12 protein-coding genes are annotated in these 13,967 nt (G+C 33.7%); 9 read left to right on the plus strand and 3 right to left on the minus strand.

The genetic code is table 11. The annotated features are described in order from the left end of the window. Positions 1-104: 104 nt before the first annotated feature. From FEF17_RS06305 to FEF17_RS06320, 4 genes are all read left to right on the plus strand, one after another. Positions 105-782 carry a succinate dehydrogenase cytochrome b subunit gene (locus tag FEF17_RS06305; RefSeq protein ID WP_139001499.1) on the plus strand — a complete coding sequence of 226 codons (678 nt, stop codon included), beginning with the start codon at positions 105-107 and terminating at the stop codon, positions 780-782. Positions 783-794: 12 nt separating this feature from the next. Beyond that, the gene (locus tag FEF17_RS06310; protein WP_139001500.1) at positions 795-2,807 is read left to right on the plus strand and encodes a fumarate reductase/succinate dehydrogenase flavoprotein subunit; all 2,013 of its coding nucleotides are present in this window, start codon (positions 795-797) and stop codon (positions 2,805-2,807) included. Positions 2,808-2,817: 10 nt separating this feature from the next. Next, the gene (locus FEF17_RS06315; protein WP_139001501.1) at positions 2,818-3,561 is read left to right on the plus strand and encodes a succinate dehydrogenase/fumarate reductase iron-sulfur subunit; all 744 of its coding nucleotides are present in this window, start codon (positions 2,818-2,820) and stop codon (positions 3,559-3,561) included. Between the two features lie 132 nt (positions 3,562-3,693). Beyond that, on the plus strand, positions 3,694-4,587 hold the full coding sequence (locus FEF17_RS06320) for a M28 family peptidase (protein WP_139001502.1): 894 nt from the start codon (positions 3,694-3,696) through the stop codon (positions 4,585-4,587). Here the strand turns inward: FEF17_RS06320 and FEF17_RS06325 are convergent. Continuing rightward, complete coding sequence (locus tag FEF17_RS06325; protein WP_139001503.1) at positions 4,584-8,006, minus strand: DUF8818 domain-containing protein; 3,423 nt, start codon at positions 8,004-8,006, stop codon at positions 4,584-4,586. The two genes, FEF17_RS06320 and FEF17_RS06325, sit on opposite strands and share 4 nt — an antisense overlap. Before the next feature lie 177 nt (positions 8,007-8,183). On the opposite strand from FEF17_RS06325, the gene FEF17_RS06330 reads away from it, so the two are divergent. The 3 genes from FEF17_RS06330 (at position 8,184) to FEF17_RS06340 (ending at position 11,077) form a co-directional block, all read left to right on the plus strand. After that, positions 8,184-8,945: an exodeoxyribonuclease III gene (locus FEF17_RS06330; protein ID WP_139001504.1), complete on the plus strand. Its 762-nt coding sequence runs from the start codon at positions 8,184-8,186 to the stop codon at positions 8,943-8,945. Between the two features lie 38 nt (positions 8,946-8,983). After that, entirely contained in the window at positions 8,984-9,943 is a 960-nt protein-coding gene (locus tag FEF17_RS06335; protein ID WP_139001505.1) for an OmpA family protein, read from the plus strand. Between the two features lie 102 nt (positions 9,944-10,045). Next, complete coding sequence (locus FEF17_RS06340) at positions 10,046-11,077, plus strand: aldo/keto reductase (protein ID WP_139001506.1); 1,032 nt, start codon at positions 10,046-10,048, stop codon at positions 11,075-11,077. Between the two features lie 98 nt (positions 11,078-11,175). Here FEF17_RS06340 and FEF17_RS06345 read toward each other — a convergent pair whose 3' ends face one another. Together FEF17_RS06345 and FEF17_RS06350 are read right to left on the minus strand one after the other, a co-directional pair. Next, entirely contained in the window at positions 11,176-11,376 is a 201-nt protein-coding gene (locus FEF17_RS06345) for a dodecin family protein (protein ID WP_139001507.1), read from the minus strand. 114 nt (positions 11,377-11,490) lie between these two features. Next, positions 11,491-12,393, minus strand: a complete 903-nt coding sequence (locus tag FEF17_RS06350; protein WP_139001508.1) for a NifU family protein — start codon at positions 12,391-12,393, stop codon at positions 11,491-11,493. A 174-nt stretch (positions 12,394-12,567) separates the two neighbouring features. Here FEF17_RS06350 and FEF17_RS06355 point away from each other — a divergent pair, with 174 nt between their 5' ends. After that, positions 12,568-13,569, plus strand: coding sequence for a PorP/SprF family type IX secretion system membrane protein (locus FEF17_RS06355; RefSeq protein WP_139001509.1), 1,002 nt, complete (start codon positions 12,568-12,570; stop codon positions 13,567-13,569). Positions 13,570-13,750: 181 nt separating this feature from the next. Then, complete coding sequence (locus FEF17_RS06360) at positions 13,751-13,957, plus strand: LytTR family transcriptional regulator DNA-binding domain-containing protein (protein WP_246046794.1); 207 nt, start codon at positions 13,751-13,753, stop codon at positions 13,955-13,957. The last annotated feature ends 10 nt before the right edge of the window (positions 13,958-13,967 follow it).

A 13,967-nucleotide genomic window follows, 5' to 3' on the forward strand; every position in this document is an offset into this window, starting at 1 on the left:
ATTTAATTAAACTCATTCTAAATAACAAAAACATGACATATGTTATTTGTCTAAGACTCTGTCCATGGCTACCTTTGTTAATCTTTTAAAATAACTATATAAAAATGGGCGGATTTTTTAAATCTTCGATTGGAAGAAAAGTTGCCATGGCGCTTTCTGCATTCTTCCTTATGTTTTTCTTAATTATTCATTTAGCGGTTAATATTACATCACTTTTTAGTGCTGATTTATTCAATGAGTTATCCCATTTTATGGGAACAAATCCACTAGTACAGTTTGCTTTACAACCCGTTTTAATTTTTGGAGTTGTTTTTCATTTTATTATGGGTTTCATATTAGAACTTAAAAATAAAAAAGCGAATGGTGTTAGCTATGCTAAAAATAATGGCGCAGCTAACTCATCATGGATGAGTAGAAACATGATTTACAGTGGTCTTGTAATTCTTGCTTTTATTGTTTTACACTTTATCGATTTCTGGTTCCCAGAGTTAAATACTAAGTATGTTTTAGGGGACATGTCTGGAATGCATGATGGAGAATATCGCTATTTCCATGAGATGGTGGAAAAATTTCATAACCCTCTGCGTGTAGGGGCTTATGTAATTTCTTTTGCGCTCTTAGGATTGCACTTAGCACATGGATTTACATCCGCTTTCCAATCAATGGGTTCTTCAGCAGGACGTAAAAAGACACTTCAAAATATAGGCAAAGCGTATTCAATAATTATTCCATTAGGATTTATAATTATTGCATTGTTTCATCACTTTATTCACCAGCATTAATATTTATTAATTATGGCTTTAAATTCAAAAGTACCAAAAGGTTCAATTCAAAATAAATGGACAGATTATAAAAATAAGATTAACTTGGTTAATCCTGCAAACAAGCGTCATATAGATGTTATTGTTGTTGGTACAGGGTTAGCAGGAGGTTCTGCCGCAGCAACTTTAGCAGAATTAGGTTATAACGTAAAAGCATTTGCTTATCAAGATTCACCACGTCGTGCACACTCAATTGCAGCCCAAGGAGGTATTAATGCTGCTAAAAACTACCAAGGTGATGGCGATTCTACTTATAGATTGTTTTACGACACTGTAAAAGGTGGCGATTACCGTTCTCGTGAGGCAAACGTATACCGATTAGCTGAGGTGTCTGCTAACATTATAGATCAATGTGTGGCTCAAGGTGTTCCTTTCGCCAGAGATTATGGCGGGTTGTTAGACAATCGTTCGTTTGGTGGGGTATTGGTATCCAGAACGTTTTATGCAAAAGGGCAAACAGGACAGCAGTTATTACTTGGAGCTTATTCTGCAATGAATAGGCAGATAGCTCGGGGTAAAATTGAAATGTTCAACCGTCATGAAATGTTAGATGTTGTTAAGGTTGATGGAAAAGCAAGAGGAATCATAGCAAGAAATTTAATTACCGGTGAAATTGAACGTCATTCTGCACATGCGGTTGTAGTTGCAACTGGTGGTTATGGAAATGTATATTTCTTGTCAACTAATGCTATGGGCAGTAATGTAACGGCAGCATGGAAAATTCATAAAAAGGGCGCTTATTTTGCAAACCCTTGTTACACTCAAATTCATCCTACGTGTATTCCACGTTCGGGAGATTATCAATCTAAATTAACCTTAATGTCGGAATCATTGCGTAACGATGGACGTATTTGGGTGCCTAAAAATTTAGAAGATGTAAAAGCAATTAGAGAAGGTCGAAAAAAGCCAACAGATTTATCTGAGGACGAAAGAGATTATTATTTGGAGCGTCGTTATCCAGCTTTTGGAAACTTAGTGCCGCGTGATGTTGCTTCCAGAGCAGCCAAAGAACGTTGCGATGCTGGTTATGGGGTGAATGCTACTGGAGAAGCTGTCTATTTAGATTTTGCCGATGCAATTACCCGCTACGGAACAGAGCAGGCTAAAATCCATAATATTTCAAACCCTTCAAAAGAAAAAATTTATGATTTAGGTAAGGCTATAGTTGAAGCAAAATATGGAAACTTATTCCAAATGTATGAGAAAATTGTAGACGAAAACCCATATGAAACACCAATGATGATTTACCCAGCTGTCCATTACACAATGGGTGGTGTTTGGGTTGATTATAATTTAATGACTACAGTTCCTGGGCTTTATTGTATTGGTGAAGCTAATTTCTCAGATCATGGTGCGAACAGACTAGGAGCTTCAGCTTTAATGCAAGGTTTAGCTGATGGCTATTTTGTTTTGCCTTATACCATAGGGGATTATTTAGCTGATGATATAAGAACAGGTAAGATTCCAACAGATACCAAGGAGTTTGACCAGGCTGAAAAAGAAGTTAAAGACAGAATAGATTTCTTTGTAAATAATAAAGGGACGAAATCTGTTGATTATTTCCATAAGAAGTTAGGTAAAGTGATGTGGGATAAGTGCGGGATGTCTCGTAACGAAAAAGGGTTGAAAGAAGCTATGACAGAAATTAAAGCCATTCGTGAAGAGTTCTGGAAAGAGGTTTCTGTTCCTGGAAGTTCAAAAGAAATGAATCCAGAGTTGGAAAAGGCAGGTCGTGTTGCAGACTTCTTAGAGTTAGGAGAATTATTTGCTAAAGACGCTTTAGCTAGAGAAGAATCCTGTGGAGGGCACTTTAGAGAAGAGTCTGCAGAAGAATCTGGTCCACAAAAAGGCGAAGCGAAGCGTAATGATAAAGATTTTGCTTTTGTATCTGCTTGGGAATATAAAGGAGAACCTGGTGATGCAGTTTTGCATAAAGAAGAATTAGAATTTAAGGATATTGAACTAAAACAACGTTCATACAAATAAGATTGACATTATGAATTTAACACTTAAAATTTGGAGACAAAAAGACTCGAATGCAAAGGGTCAAATGGTCGATTATAAAGTAACAGATATTTCAGAGCACATGTCTTTTTTAGAAATGATGGACGTGTTGAACGAGCAACTCATTGAATCAGGTGAAGAGCCAGTAGCCTTCGATCACGACTGTAGAGAAGGTATTTGTGGGATGTGCTCAATGTATATCAATGGAGAGGCTCATGGACCGGATAGAGGGATTACTACCTGTCAGTTACATATGCGTATGTTTAAAGATGGAGATACTATTACTATCGAACCATTTAGAGCAGCAGCATTTCCTGTAATAAAAGATTTAGTGGTCGACAGAACGGCTTTCGAACGTATTCAACAAGCAGGAGGGTACATTTCGGTAAACACCTCTGGAAATACACAAGACGCTAATGCAATTCCTATTTCTAAGCATGCGGCAGATGAGGCTATGGATGCAGCTACTTGTATTGGTTGTGGAGCTTGTGTAGCTACCTGTAAAAACTCAAGTGCTATGTTGTTTGTAGGAGCTAAAGTATCTCAATATGCATTGTTACCACAAGGACAAGTTGAAGCAGCAGATCGTGTTCAAAATATGGTGTCTCAAATGGATTTAGAAGGTTTTGGTAACTGTACTAATACTGGAGCTTGTGAAGTAGAATGTCCTAAAGGTATTTCTTTAGATAATATTGCAAGAATGAATAGAGAGTTAATGAAAGCTGCTTTAAAGTAAGATAATTATTAACTTTATGAAACTACCCGTATTGACTTTTGTCGATATGGGTTTTTATTTTTAGAGCTGATAAATCACTTAAATTCAGTTTTTAAAAAAGATGTATATTGTCTCGATTAATAGCAATACCCAATGTACAAATTATTTTTTCTTTTCTCTTTTTTATTTATTTCTCAAAGTTTTGCCCAAGCATGCTTTAATGAGTCCTCATTGTTACAACATGTAGAGACGTTATCTTCAGATACTTTTGAAGGTAGGCGAACAGGTACAAAAGGAGTGAAAAAAGCTAAAAAATATATCATTAATCAGTTTTATAGTTTGAAAGTAAAGCCTCTAGGAAAGACTTTTGAACAGTCTTTTTATTTCTCTTATAACAGAGAACAATATAATGCCATTAATGTATTAGGGCTCATAAAAGGAACGGATAAGTCGAAAAAATATATTGTAATAAGCGCTCATTATGATCATGAAGGCATAAAAAAGGATAGAATATATAATGGAGCAGACGATAATGCCTCAGGAGTCTCTGCATTATTCAGTTTTGCAGAACATTTTAAAAAGTATCCACCAAAACATTCTGTAATTTTAGCTGCTTTTGATGCCGAAGAGTTAGGGCTTCAAGGATCTAAGTATTATGTAAAGAATACGGTTGTGCCTAAAAAAGATATTGTTGCCAATATCAATATGGATATGATTAGTCGCAGTGATAAAAAGGAATTATTTGCAGTTGGTACTGCGTTTAATGACAAATTTAAGAGGATTGTTGAGGATTATAAGTCTCCATATCAGAAAGTAAAACTTAAATCAGGTCATGATGGTTATGATGGTCTTGATAATTGGACTTATTCATCAGACCATGCTTCTTTTTATAAACATGACATTCCGTTTCTTTACTTTGGAGTGGAGGATCATGAGGATTATCATGAACCTACAGATGATTATAAAAACATCCACCCAGAATTTTATAAGGAAGCTGTTAGGGTTATCATTTCCGTTTTTAAGAAAATAGATAATATTACATTTTAAAAATAGGCTTTTAATTGAATTGAACCGGTATGTATTGTATCGCTAGTTTCAGTTTTTCTTCCAAAGTAGCTAAGATTAAGATCTAAAAAGTTAGTGAGTTTTTTTTGAGCCAGTAAAGTCCAAGTAAAGTTTTTCCCTGGTTGTAGTCCTTCTAACATTTGATATGCAACAGGTGTATTAGCATTACCATTAAAGGCATTAGAAAAATAATTAACCTCTCCATTAATTGCTCCTTTTTCATTTTTAGAGAAGTTGAAAGAAATGCCATATTTCTGTTGGGTTAATGATTCAAGATTTCCAATGGTATTGTCTTTGCTGGCATGTTCATAAAACACATCAAATCGTGAATTATCACTAAACAAATAGGAAAGTTTCGGATTCAATCTGATTTCATCAAAATTATAATTTCTACTGGCAAAATTTTCACTAACGCTTTCATTATTATCAAAACTAGATGTTAAAGTTATAAGCCAACTTTCAGCTACTTTATGATTAAAATTAAATTGATGACTTTTTAAGTTGTTTTCTACAAAACCAATAGATAATACATTTCTGGATTGATTTGATAAGTAAGTGTAAGATGTTGTATATCGTTGTTTCCCACGATTATAAAAAAGAACATTTCTAAAGTTTAACTGCAATGCCAGTTGATTGTCAGGGTCATTTTCAAACGGATTCAAATTAAAACTAGTACCTTCTCTTCTTAATTTTCTATCTACTAAATAACTTGTTTGATTATAAAAGTGAGACCAGAATTTCTGAGATTTCTTTTCACTACCAGACCATTGTGTCGGATTAATAGTTAGGGTTTGACTTAACCTGTTTTGATGTGTTTTTATAAAAACACGATTAGGAAGTAATACACGAATATACTTTCCTTCGTCTTGAAATTGTGCTATTTCAAATTCTTCTAATTCTTGTATACCGTTGTTATTATAATCTATCCATGTATAAATGCCTTGACCTGCTTCTACTTCAACATAAGTAAAATCTTGTTGTGGAAGCGTGCCAGAGTTAGTTTCAAAAATCGTATTCCAAACTATAATTTGATTAAATACTTTTTGGTTATACTGCAACCTTGAGTTTATAGATTGCTCATCTCTAATGCTGGAGTCTTCACTTTTTAAATTTCTATAATTAGCAAATAGCGATAGGTTGGTATTCTTTTTTTTAATCAATCTGGAGTCTATATAAATGGTATTAGAGATATTTACTTTTTGAAGTTGATTGTTTCTAACACTATCATTTACACGATTTTTATAGCCAACTTGAACAAAAACATCCGTGCTATCCCCAATGCCTGTAAAAAACTCAAAGGAACTAAATTTTTGACTTAACGGTGTTAAGGTTTGAGTTGCTGTTTCCGTTTGTTCATTATCTTCAATTTCTAATCTAGTTCCAACCCAAGCTTTTTTTAAGCTGTAGGAGAGCAAATTATTGGATCTTAAAAAGGTTGATGAATTCGTACTGGATTTAGCACTTAAAAAACTAGAATTAGACTGAATTAAAAACCTGTCTAGAGTTAGATTAGCACTCACTAAATGTCTGTTTCCGTTAAACCCCTTAGAGAAATTTAAGTGTTCAAATTTATAATTTATTGTTCCTTTTTTTGCGTGATAAGCTTGTAACCCACTATAAATTAAACTCTGGTCTCCCAAACCAATAGCTATTTGATTACTGGAAGGCTGTTGGTCTAAATTCCAATCGCGGTTAAATTCTGGGTTATAAAGCCCTTGTATATTTCGGTAGTTGGCTTCTATAAAATCACCATCTATAAAACCTTTTAAAGTCCATAAACTATCTTGTTTTACAATGGTTTGTTCTAACCTTAGTTTTCCAGCAAAGCCTTCGTTATTGTCGTCGTCAATATCTGAAAACAAGTTTTGATCGTTTTTACTACCAGAGGCTTCAAAGCTTATATTTGTTTTTTCATTTGGGTTGTATTCGCCATTCAAAACAGCTATCTGCAATCTTGTTGGTGCTACTAACTGCACAATAGGGGCATAATTGCCTAGTGAAGGCCCAATATATTCAAAAATATTATTAATAGCATTAATGCTGCTTAAAATATAATCTCCTTGGTTGTCGCCCACTAAAGTAAATGTTACTCTATATAATTCATCATCAGGATTGTTAGAAAAAACAAAAGCTTCAACGCCTTCAATCAATTCTTTTTTATATAAAATTCTATTTTCATTTAGTGCTTCTAAAACTTCCGAAGGAGCGACCATTAAACCTCTATCATCACCAGCGTTTGATAATATTTGAACTTGTTCTTCAGAAAGATTCTGTTGAAGAGGTTGGTTTTTTGAGTCATTTTCAGAATAAACAGAAACCCCAATTTTCAATTTATCACTTTCATAATTTCCTCCAGCATAAGCTACTAAGCGGGAATAATTACGCTCACTAAATTGATAGTCCACCGTGATACGCATTTCTGAGGTAATTGGAAACGTAGAGTTAAATATAATTTCTCCAGCATTATAATCGATAATATAATCTTTGTCTTCTCCTCTTTCAATAGCAACTCCGTTAACATAGACAATCTCGCTTCCAGATACGATGAGTACAAATAGTTCGCCATTTGGACCTTGAAGTTTATATGGGCCTTGGTTGCCTTCTTGAGCAGTGAATTGACTTGTTGTAAATTGACCTCTTACCAAAGCACCAGCGGCAAATACGTTTGTTTTTTCTTCAGAACCTAGTTTCGCATTGACAGATAATCCCTGAACACGTTTTGAAAATTCAGCAAAGTAAGAATTGGAGTTATGTAAGTCTATATCGCCTGCTCGAATGTTCCAACGCTCACTAAAAAGCTCAATAAAGACTTGGTCGAATTCATCTAAACGTTGGGAGTAGCCACTCTCCTGTAAAGGAATATTGGCGTCTTGAATGGATGCCCGAAGAGAGACTTTATCATTTAATTTACCAGTAATTTGAAGGTCTAGTTCACTGTTTAATACAGAGTTTTGATTGTTACCAATGGTAACGCCTCTAGAGATACTTCCAGATGTTGTTAAACCATCAAAAGGAATAAAAGTTCTAGAGGTATTAGATTCCGACAATTTGTAGAGTTTTTGAATATTATTTGTGTTCTCAACAATAATACTTTCATCTAATTGCTTATATGTTTTGGTTAAAAAGTCAGGGAACTTTAAATAGTCTATAATTAAGGTGTCAGTTTTAATAGGTTTCTTAACCCTTAAAACTGCTCCTGCAAAGTCTATATGGTAGTAAGAGGTGTCAATTATAATACCATCCTTAGTTTTAAGAGAAAAAGAACTAGAATTAATACTAACACTGTCTATTTTAATGGAATCTCTTAAGGCAACTTTTTTCGTTTTATAGTTAGAAGTTTTACTTTGAGCGAAGCTGCAAAAACTAAGGAGAAAAAGAAAAAAAGTAACTTTAAATTTCATTTGATACTTAAACTACAATTCGTATAAAATATTTTGTTGATAGCTTCGTTAAAACTCCTGTTATAATTAATAGTGTAAATGTAACGCATTATTTATTTTAGCTGAAATCAAAATTAAATAGAGGTAATTATCCTTTTACTTTAACGCTTTTAGTATTTCACAAAATTGAATAGTTAAATGAAAATTATATCCTATAACGTAAATGGTATTCGCGCTGCAATAAATAAAGGTTTTATAGATTGGTTGGTTGGAGCAAATCCGGATGTTATCTGTTTACAGGAAATTAAGGCGCTAAGGGAGCAACTCGATTTAGACCTATTTGAAGACGCTGGCTATAAACATCAATATTGGTTTAGTGCCCAGAAAAAAGGCTATAGCGGTGTTGCCATTTTAAGTAAAACAGAACCTAACCATGTGGAATATGGGACAGGTATCGAATCGATGGACTTTGAAGGGCGCAATTTAAGAGCCGATTTTAATGGTGTTTCCGTTATGAGTCTATACTTGCCATCCGGGACTAACGATGCACGATTAAACCATAAACTGGAATATATGGATATGTTTCAGAACTATATTGATAATCTTAAAAAAGAAATGCCTAATCTTATAATTTGTGGCGATTATAACATTTGTCATGAAGAAATAGACATCCATAATCCAAAAATGAAGGGCGTGTCTGGGTTTTTGCCAGTTGAGCGTGAGTGGATTAATAGTTTTATAGATAGCGGGTTTATAGACTCTTTTCGTTATATAAATCCAGAATTGCAACAATATAGTTGGTGGAGTTATCGCGCCAATGCTCGAGCAAACAATAAGGGTTGGCGATTAGATTATGCTATGGTATCTAATCCATTAAAAGATAATATTAAAAGAGCCGTTATACTTTCTGAAGCAAAACATAGCGATCATTGTCCAATTTTGCTAGAAATTGAAAATTAAACACATTTATAAATAGAATTAAAATGAACCCAAACAAAATGATTAAAAAAAGCGTATTCACATTATTAGCATTAGTTTTTTTAGTGTCTTGTGTTTCTCCTAAAGTTTATAAAGAATTAGAAGGAAAGTATGCCAATTTGAAAAACGAAAATAGAAAGCTTTCCAATGAAAATGAAACCCTTCTTAGTGCGAAAAATGCGGCTGAAAACGAATTGAAGCAAATCCAGGCAGCTTATGAAGAAGCCCTGGCTAACCGCGATAAACTTCAAGCCGATTATAATGCCACTAAAGCAAACTACGATAATTTAAAATCATCTTATGATGCGTTAGAAGCAAATAGCTCTGCTGCTATTGCGGCCAATTCTAAAAAGAATAGAGAATTATTAGCACAACTTGAAACAAAGGAACAAGCACTAGCAGCAGAAAGTGCACGATTAGAAAAACTTAAAAAGGAACTAGAAGACCGTTCTAATCGTGTTGCAGAATTAGAAAATGTTATTGCGTCTAAAGATGCAGCGATGACGGCTTTAAAAAATGCCATTTCTAGAGCCCTAACCGATTTTGAAGGTAAAGGCTTAACTGTAGAGCAACGTGATGGTAAAGTCTATGTTTCTATGGAAAATAAATTATTATTCAGTTCTGGCAGTTGGGCAGTTGGGAGTGAAGGCCGCAGAGCTGTCGAACAATTAGGAAGTGTATTAGGTGATAATCCAGATATCGCTGTTTTAATAGAAGGACATACCGATAATGTTCCTTATAAGGGTTCTGGGCAGTTGAGCGGAAATTGGGATTTGTCTACCAAACGTGCAACAGCGATAGTGAATATTCTCAGAGAAAATGCGACTATAAATCCAGAAAACTTAACAGCTGCTGGGCGTGGTGAGTTTGCTCCAATTGCAACAAACGACACTACAGAAGGGAAGGCTAAAAATAGACGTATTGAGGTGATCTTAACACCTAAGCTAGATGAATTATCGCGACTGTTAAATGAGAACTAATAGTTAGTATCATATTATATTAAGAAATCAATTAGTTAAACCTTTTAGAACATTTTAGCTCTAAAAGGTTTTTTTATCTTTATGCTCAAAAATTTTGACTAAATGAAATATGCAACTATTCCAAATACTAACATAAAAGTTAGTAAAATATGCCTTGGTTCTATGACTTGGGGAAATCAAAATACAGAAGCGGAAGGCCATGAGCAAATGGATTTCGCTTTAGATCAAGGTGTTAATTTTATTGATACAGCCGAATTATATCCAGTTCCAGCAACTGCTGAAATAAGTGGACGTACCAGTAAAATAATTGGGACTTGGCTACAAAAACGTGGCAATAGAGATAAAGTCGTTATAGCTTCTAAGATTGCTGGAGGAGGAGACTACACGGCTCATATTAGAACGACTGGGTTTAGTCCGAGTGCCATTAAGGAAGCCATCGATTTAGAACTGGAGCGATTACAAACGGATTATATTGACGTATACCAATTGCATTGGCCAGAGCGCGATACAAATAGATTTGGTATTAGAGATTTTAAGCTAGACGAAATTTGGAAAGATAATTTTAATGAAATATTGCATAGCCTAGATAAAGAGTTAAAAGTAGGTAGAATTAGGAACATTGGTATATCTAATGAAAACTCATGGGGAACCATGCGTTACCTAGAGGAATCAAAAAAACATAATTTGCCAAGGGTTGTAACTATACAGAACGCTTACTCCTTACTTACCAGAACTTTTGAAACCGATTTAGCCGAGGTTTCTTTAAGGGAGAATGTTGGTTTGCTGGCTTATTCGCCAATGGCTTTTGGGGTATTATCTGGAAAGTATATTCGAGGTAATGCTCTTGATAATGCCCGTTTAAAGTTATTTCCAAGGTTTGCCAGATATAGTGGCGAGCAAGCTACTAATGCAACAAGCAAATATTTGAAAATAGCAGAAGATAATAACTTAAGTTTAGCCCAAATGTCTTTAGCTTTTGTGAATCAACAACCTTTTGTAACTAGTACTATAATTGGAGCTACAAATTTGAATCAATTAAAAGATAATATCGAGAGTGTTAATTTAGTTTTGAGCGATGAGATATTAAGCCAGATAGACGAAGTGCACAAGGAAATTCCAAATCCTGCACCATGATTACATAGAAATGCCAAGTCTAATTAAGTGTTTAATTATTGGACTTGGCATTTGCTTAACTAATTTAATGATGTTTAAATAATTGGGTGCAAAAAAAGTTATTCTACTTCAAATGTAATTTTAAGGTTTACTCTAAACTCGGTTACCTCATTATTTTTTATGTTAGCACTTTGATCTTGTACATAAACAGAACGAATGTTTTTCACGCTTTTTGATGCGTGCTTTACTGCTTTCCTGGTTGCGTCTTCCCAACTCTTTTCAGAGTTCGATAAAACTTCTATTACTTTTAAAACTGCCATTTTTATTAATGTTTATAATTAAAATTAAAAGAAACCTATAAATGAAGAGGTTACTGTATTTAAGACACAGTATTATTTAAGAGGTCACAATTTTAATAAAAAAGGCAAAAGGGATTAACCGTTAATAGCTTCAACCATATCTACTTTTCCTGGGAGCATTTGCTTAAGCATATTTTCAATTCCATTTTTTAAGGTAAATGTGGATGAAGGGCAGCCACTGCATGCGCCCTGTAGCATAACACGAACATTTTTAGTGTCTTCATCGTAAGCAATAAATTGGATATTACCACCATCACTTGCCACTGCTGGCTTAACGTATTCTTCTAAAATATTTATGATTTCTTTTGATGTGTCATCTAGTAAGTCGAAAGATGCATCCACTTGGTTTGTTGTTTTTCTCAAGGTTTCAGCTGCTTCTGGAAGGACAACTTCCTTACCGTTTTCAATGAATTGTTTAATAAAATCACGAAGCTGAATAGTTATTTCTTGCCACTCAGTGATATCATATTTCGTAATAGAAACGTAATTTTCCTCAATAAAAACACTTTTCACAAATGGAAAATGAAACAATTCTGTTGCGAGTGGGGATAACTTTGCCTCATCAATAGAGGTAAATTCAAATAAGGCTGTGACTATTTTTTTGTTGGCAACAAATTTCATCACAGAAGGGTTTGGTGTGCTTTCAGCGTATACCGTTACAGGTACTTTTTTAGTTGTTCCAGTTTCTTCAATTACAATGCCACCATCATTTAGATAAGCTTCAATTTGTTCTGCAACCTCATCTTGAACATCACTCCATTCAACAATATTATAGCGTTCTACAGCAATAAAGTTGCCAGAAATATAGACTTTTTTAACAAATGGCAAATAGAATAATTGCTGGGCTATTGGAGATGACTTTGCTTCATCAATATTATTAAATTCAAAACTCTGGTGTTTTGTGATGAATTGATTTACTTCAAATTTTATAATTAAATCGTTTGAAGTTTCTTGTATACTAACATTGAAAGCACCCATTTTAGCTATTTTTTGCAAAAATACTAAAAGAAAACTTTAGATATCCATATATTTGAGTTTTGTTGCTAGCAAAGGCAGGTATTAAGAATAATCAAATTCTTAATATCTTGCGATTGTAATTTTTTAATAATCAAGACGTTTATTGTAAACTGAACCTACCTTGATAATTGTTTTATGAAATTGAAAATTGTTTTAGTATTTATATTTGGTCTGTTATTTGGTCAAGTAGTAAGGTCCCAAGAAGGCTTACCAATATACACCGATTATTTAACCGATAATTATTACTTGATACATCCTTCTATGGCTGGTGTTGCTAACTGTTCTAAAGTTAGACTAACAGCACGCCAACAATGGTTTGGTCATGACGAAGCACCTAAGCTTTTAACCTTAAGTCTTAACGGAAGAATAGGGGATTCTCAATCTGCTGTAGGTGGGATATTATATGCAGATAAAAATGGGTATCACTCACAAACAGGCGCTTATGCTACCTATGCCCATCATTTATTATTTTCTAGAAATGAAGTGGATTTAAACATGTTATCTTTTGGTTTAAGTGTTGGTTTTATTCAGTATAAGCTGGATGAAACTTCTTTTCTTTTTGATGGTCCAGACCCTATTATTGATGGGATTGTACAAAGTGAAACAAACTTAAATATCGACTTAGGATTTTCTTACCACTATTTAGATTTTTACGCACATGCAACCATTAAAAATCTTTTAGAGAATTCTGGTATTAATAATGATATAGAGATTACAAGTAATTTGAGACGTTATTTAGTTTCTGTTGGAGGTGTTTTCTCTAAGTTAGGAAGTGAATGGAGTTTTGAACCTTCGCTAATGTTTATGTATAAAGATGGTACAGAAGAGGCTTCAATAGATGTTAATGCTAAGGCATATAAAGAAATGGAATTTGGTAGGTTATGGGGTGGTTTATCCTATAGAAGAAGTTTTGATGGCGCCGAGTTTTTAGATGGCTCTGGTGTAAGTAGTCAAAAGCTGCAATTAATATCACCAATTCTTGGAGTAGATTACAACGACTTTATGTTTGCATATAATTATACATATCAGTCTAATTCTATAGTATTTACTAGTGGTGGCTTCCACCAGTTAACCTTAGGCTATAACTTTAATTGTAGAAGAAAGCAGTATGATTGTAAATGTCCTGCTGTTAATTAAAATATTTAAGGCTCACTTTGCTAACCTTTATTATTCCTAAATGCAACTTTTATTTGTCTAATATTTTTATTTAAAGGGGGTTAATTTTAGGCATATAATCAATGCTAGATATAAGAACTAAATGCTCATACCTGTTATTTTTGAATGGAACCTATTTCGATTAATGTATTTGAAATAGGAAATGCTTAAATTTAATATAATGTTTTGTGATGATAATTACACAAAAATATACTTAAACCATTATAAGGAAAAATCAGGAAGCAAGACATTAAAATATTTTGAAGATACTTTGTATAATTATAATTTTGCTCGAGGGGATAAGTCTTATCTGGTTAATGTAAATGAAGTTGTTAAATATGTTGATAAAAAAGTAGCGTTTTGGCATTAAGCAATGGTAA

The sequence above is a fragment of the Hyunsoonleella aestuarii genome, assembly GCF_006148925.1.
Taxonomy (GTDB): Bacteria; Bacteroidota; Bacteroidia; order Flavobacteriales; family Flavobacteriaceae; genus Algibacter_D; species Algibacter_D aestuarii.

Coding starts and splice junctions, on each gene's coding strand:
- FEF17_RS06305 (WP_139001499.1), top strand. CDS start 105: ATGGGCGGATTTTTTAAATCTTCGATTGGAAGAAAAGTTGCCATGGCG.
- FEF17_RS06310 (WP_139001500.1), top strand. CDS start 795: ATGGCTTTAAATTCAAAAGTACCAAAAGGTTCAATTCAAAATAAATGG.
- FEF17_RS06315 (WP_139001501.1), top strand. CDS start 2,818: ATGAATTTAACACTTAAAATTTGGAGACAAAAAGACTCGAATGCAAAG.
- FEF17_RS06320 (WP_139001502.1), top strand. CDS start 3,694: ATGTACAAATTATTTTTTCTTTTCTCTTTTTTATTTATTTCTCAAAGT.
- FEF17_RS06325 (WP_139001503.1), bottom strand. CDS start 8,006: ATGAAATTTAAAGTTACTTTTTTTCTTTTTCTCCTTAGTTTTTGCAGC.
- FEF17_RS06330 (WP_139001504.1), top strand. CDS start 8,184: ATGAAAATTATATCCTATAACGTAAATGGTATTCGCGCTGCAATAAAT.
- FEF17_RS06335 (WP_139001505.1), top strand. CDS start 8,984: ATGATTAAAAAAAGCGTATTCACATTATTAGCATTAGTTTTTTTAGTG.
- FEF17_RS06340 (WP_139001506.1), top strand. CDS start 10,046: ATGAAATATGCAACTATTCCAAATACTAACATAAAAGTTAGTAAAATA.
- FEF17_RS06345 (WP_139001507.1), bottom strand. CDS start 11,376: ATGGCAGTTTTAAAAGTAATAGAAGTTTTATCGAACTCTGAAAAGAGT.
- FEF17_RS06350 (WP_139001508.1), bottom strand. CDS start 12,393: ATGGGTGCTTTCAATGTTAGTATACAAGAAACTTCAAACGATTTAATT.
- FEF17_RS06355 (WP_139001509.1), top strand. CDS start 12,568: ATGAAATTGAAAATTGTTTTAGTATTTATATTTGGTCTGTTATTTGGT.
- FEF17_RS06360 (WP_246046794.1), top strand. CDS start 13,751: ATGCTTAAATTTAATATAATGTTTTGTGATGATAATTACACAAAAATA.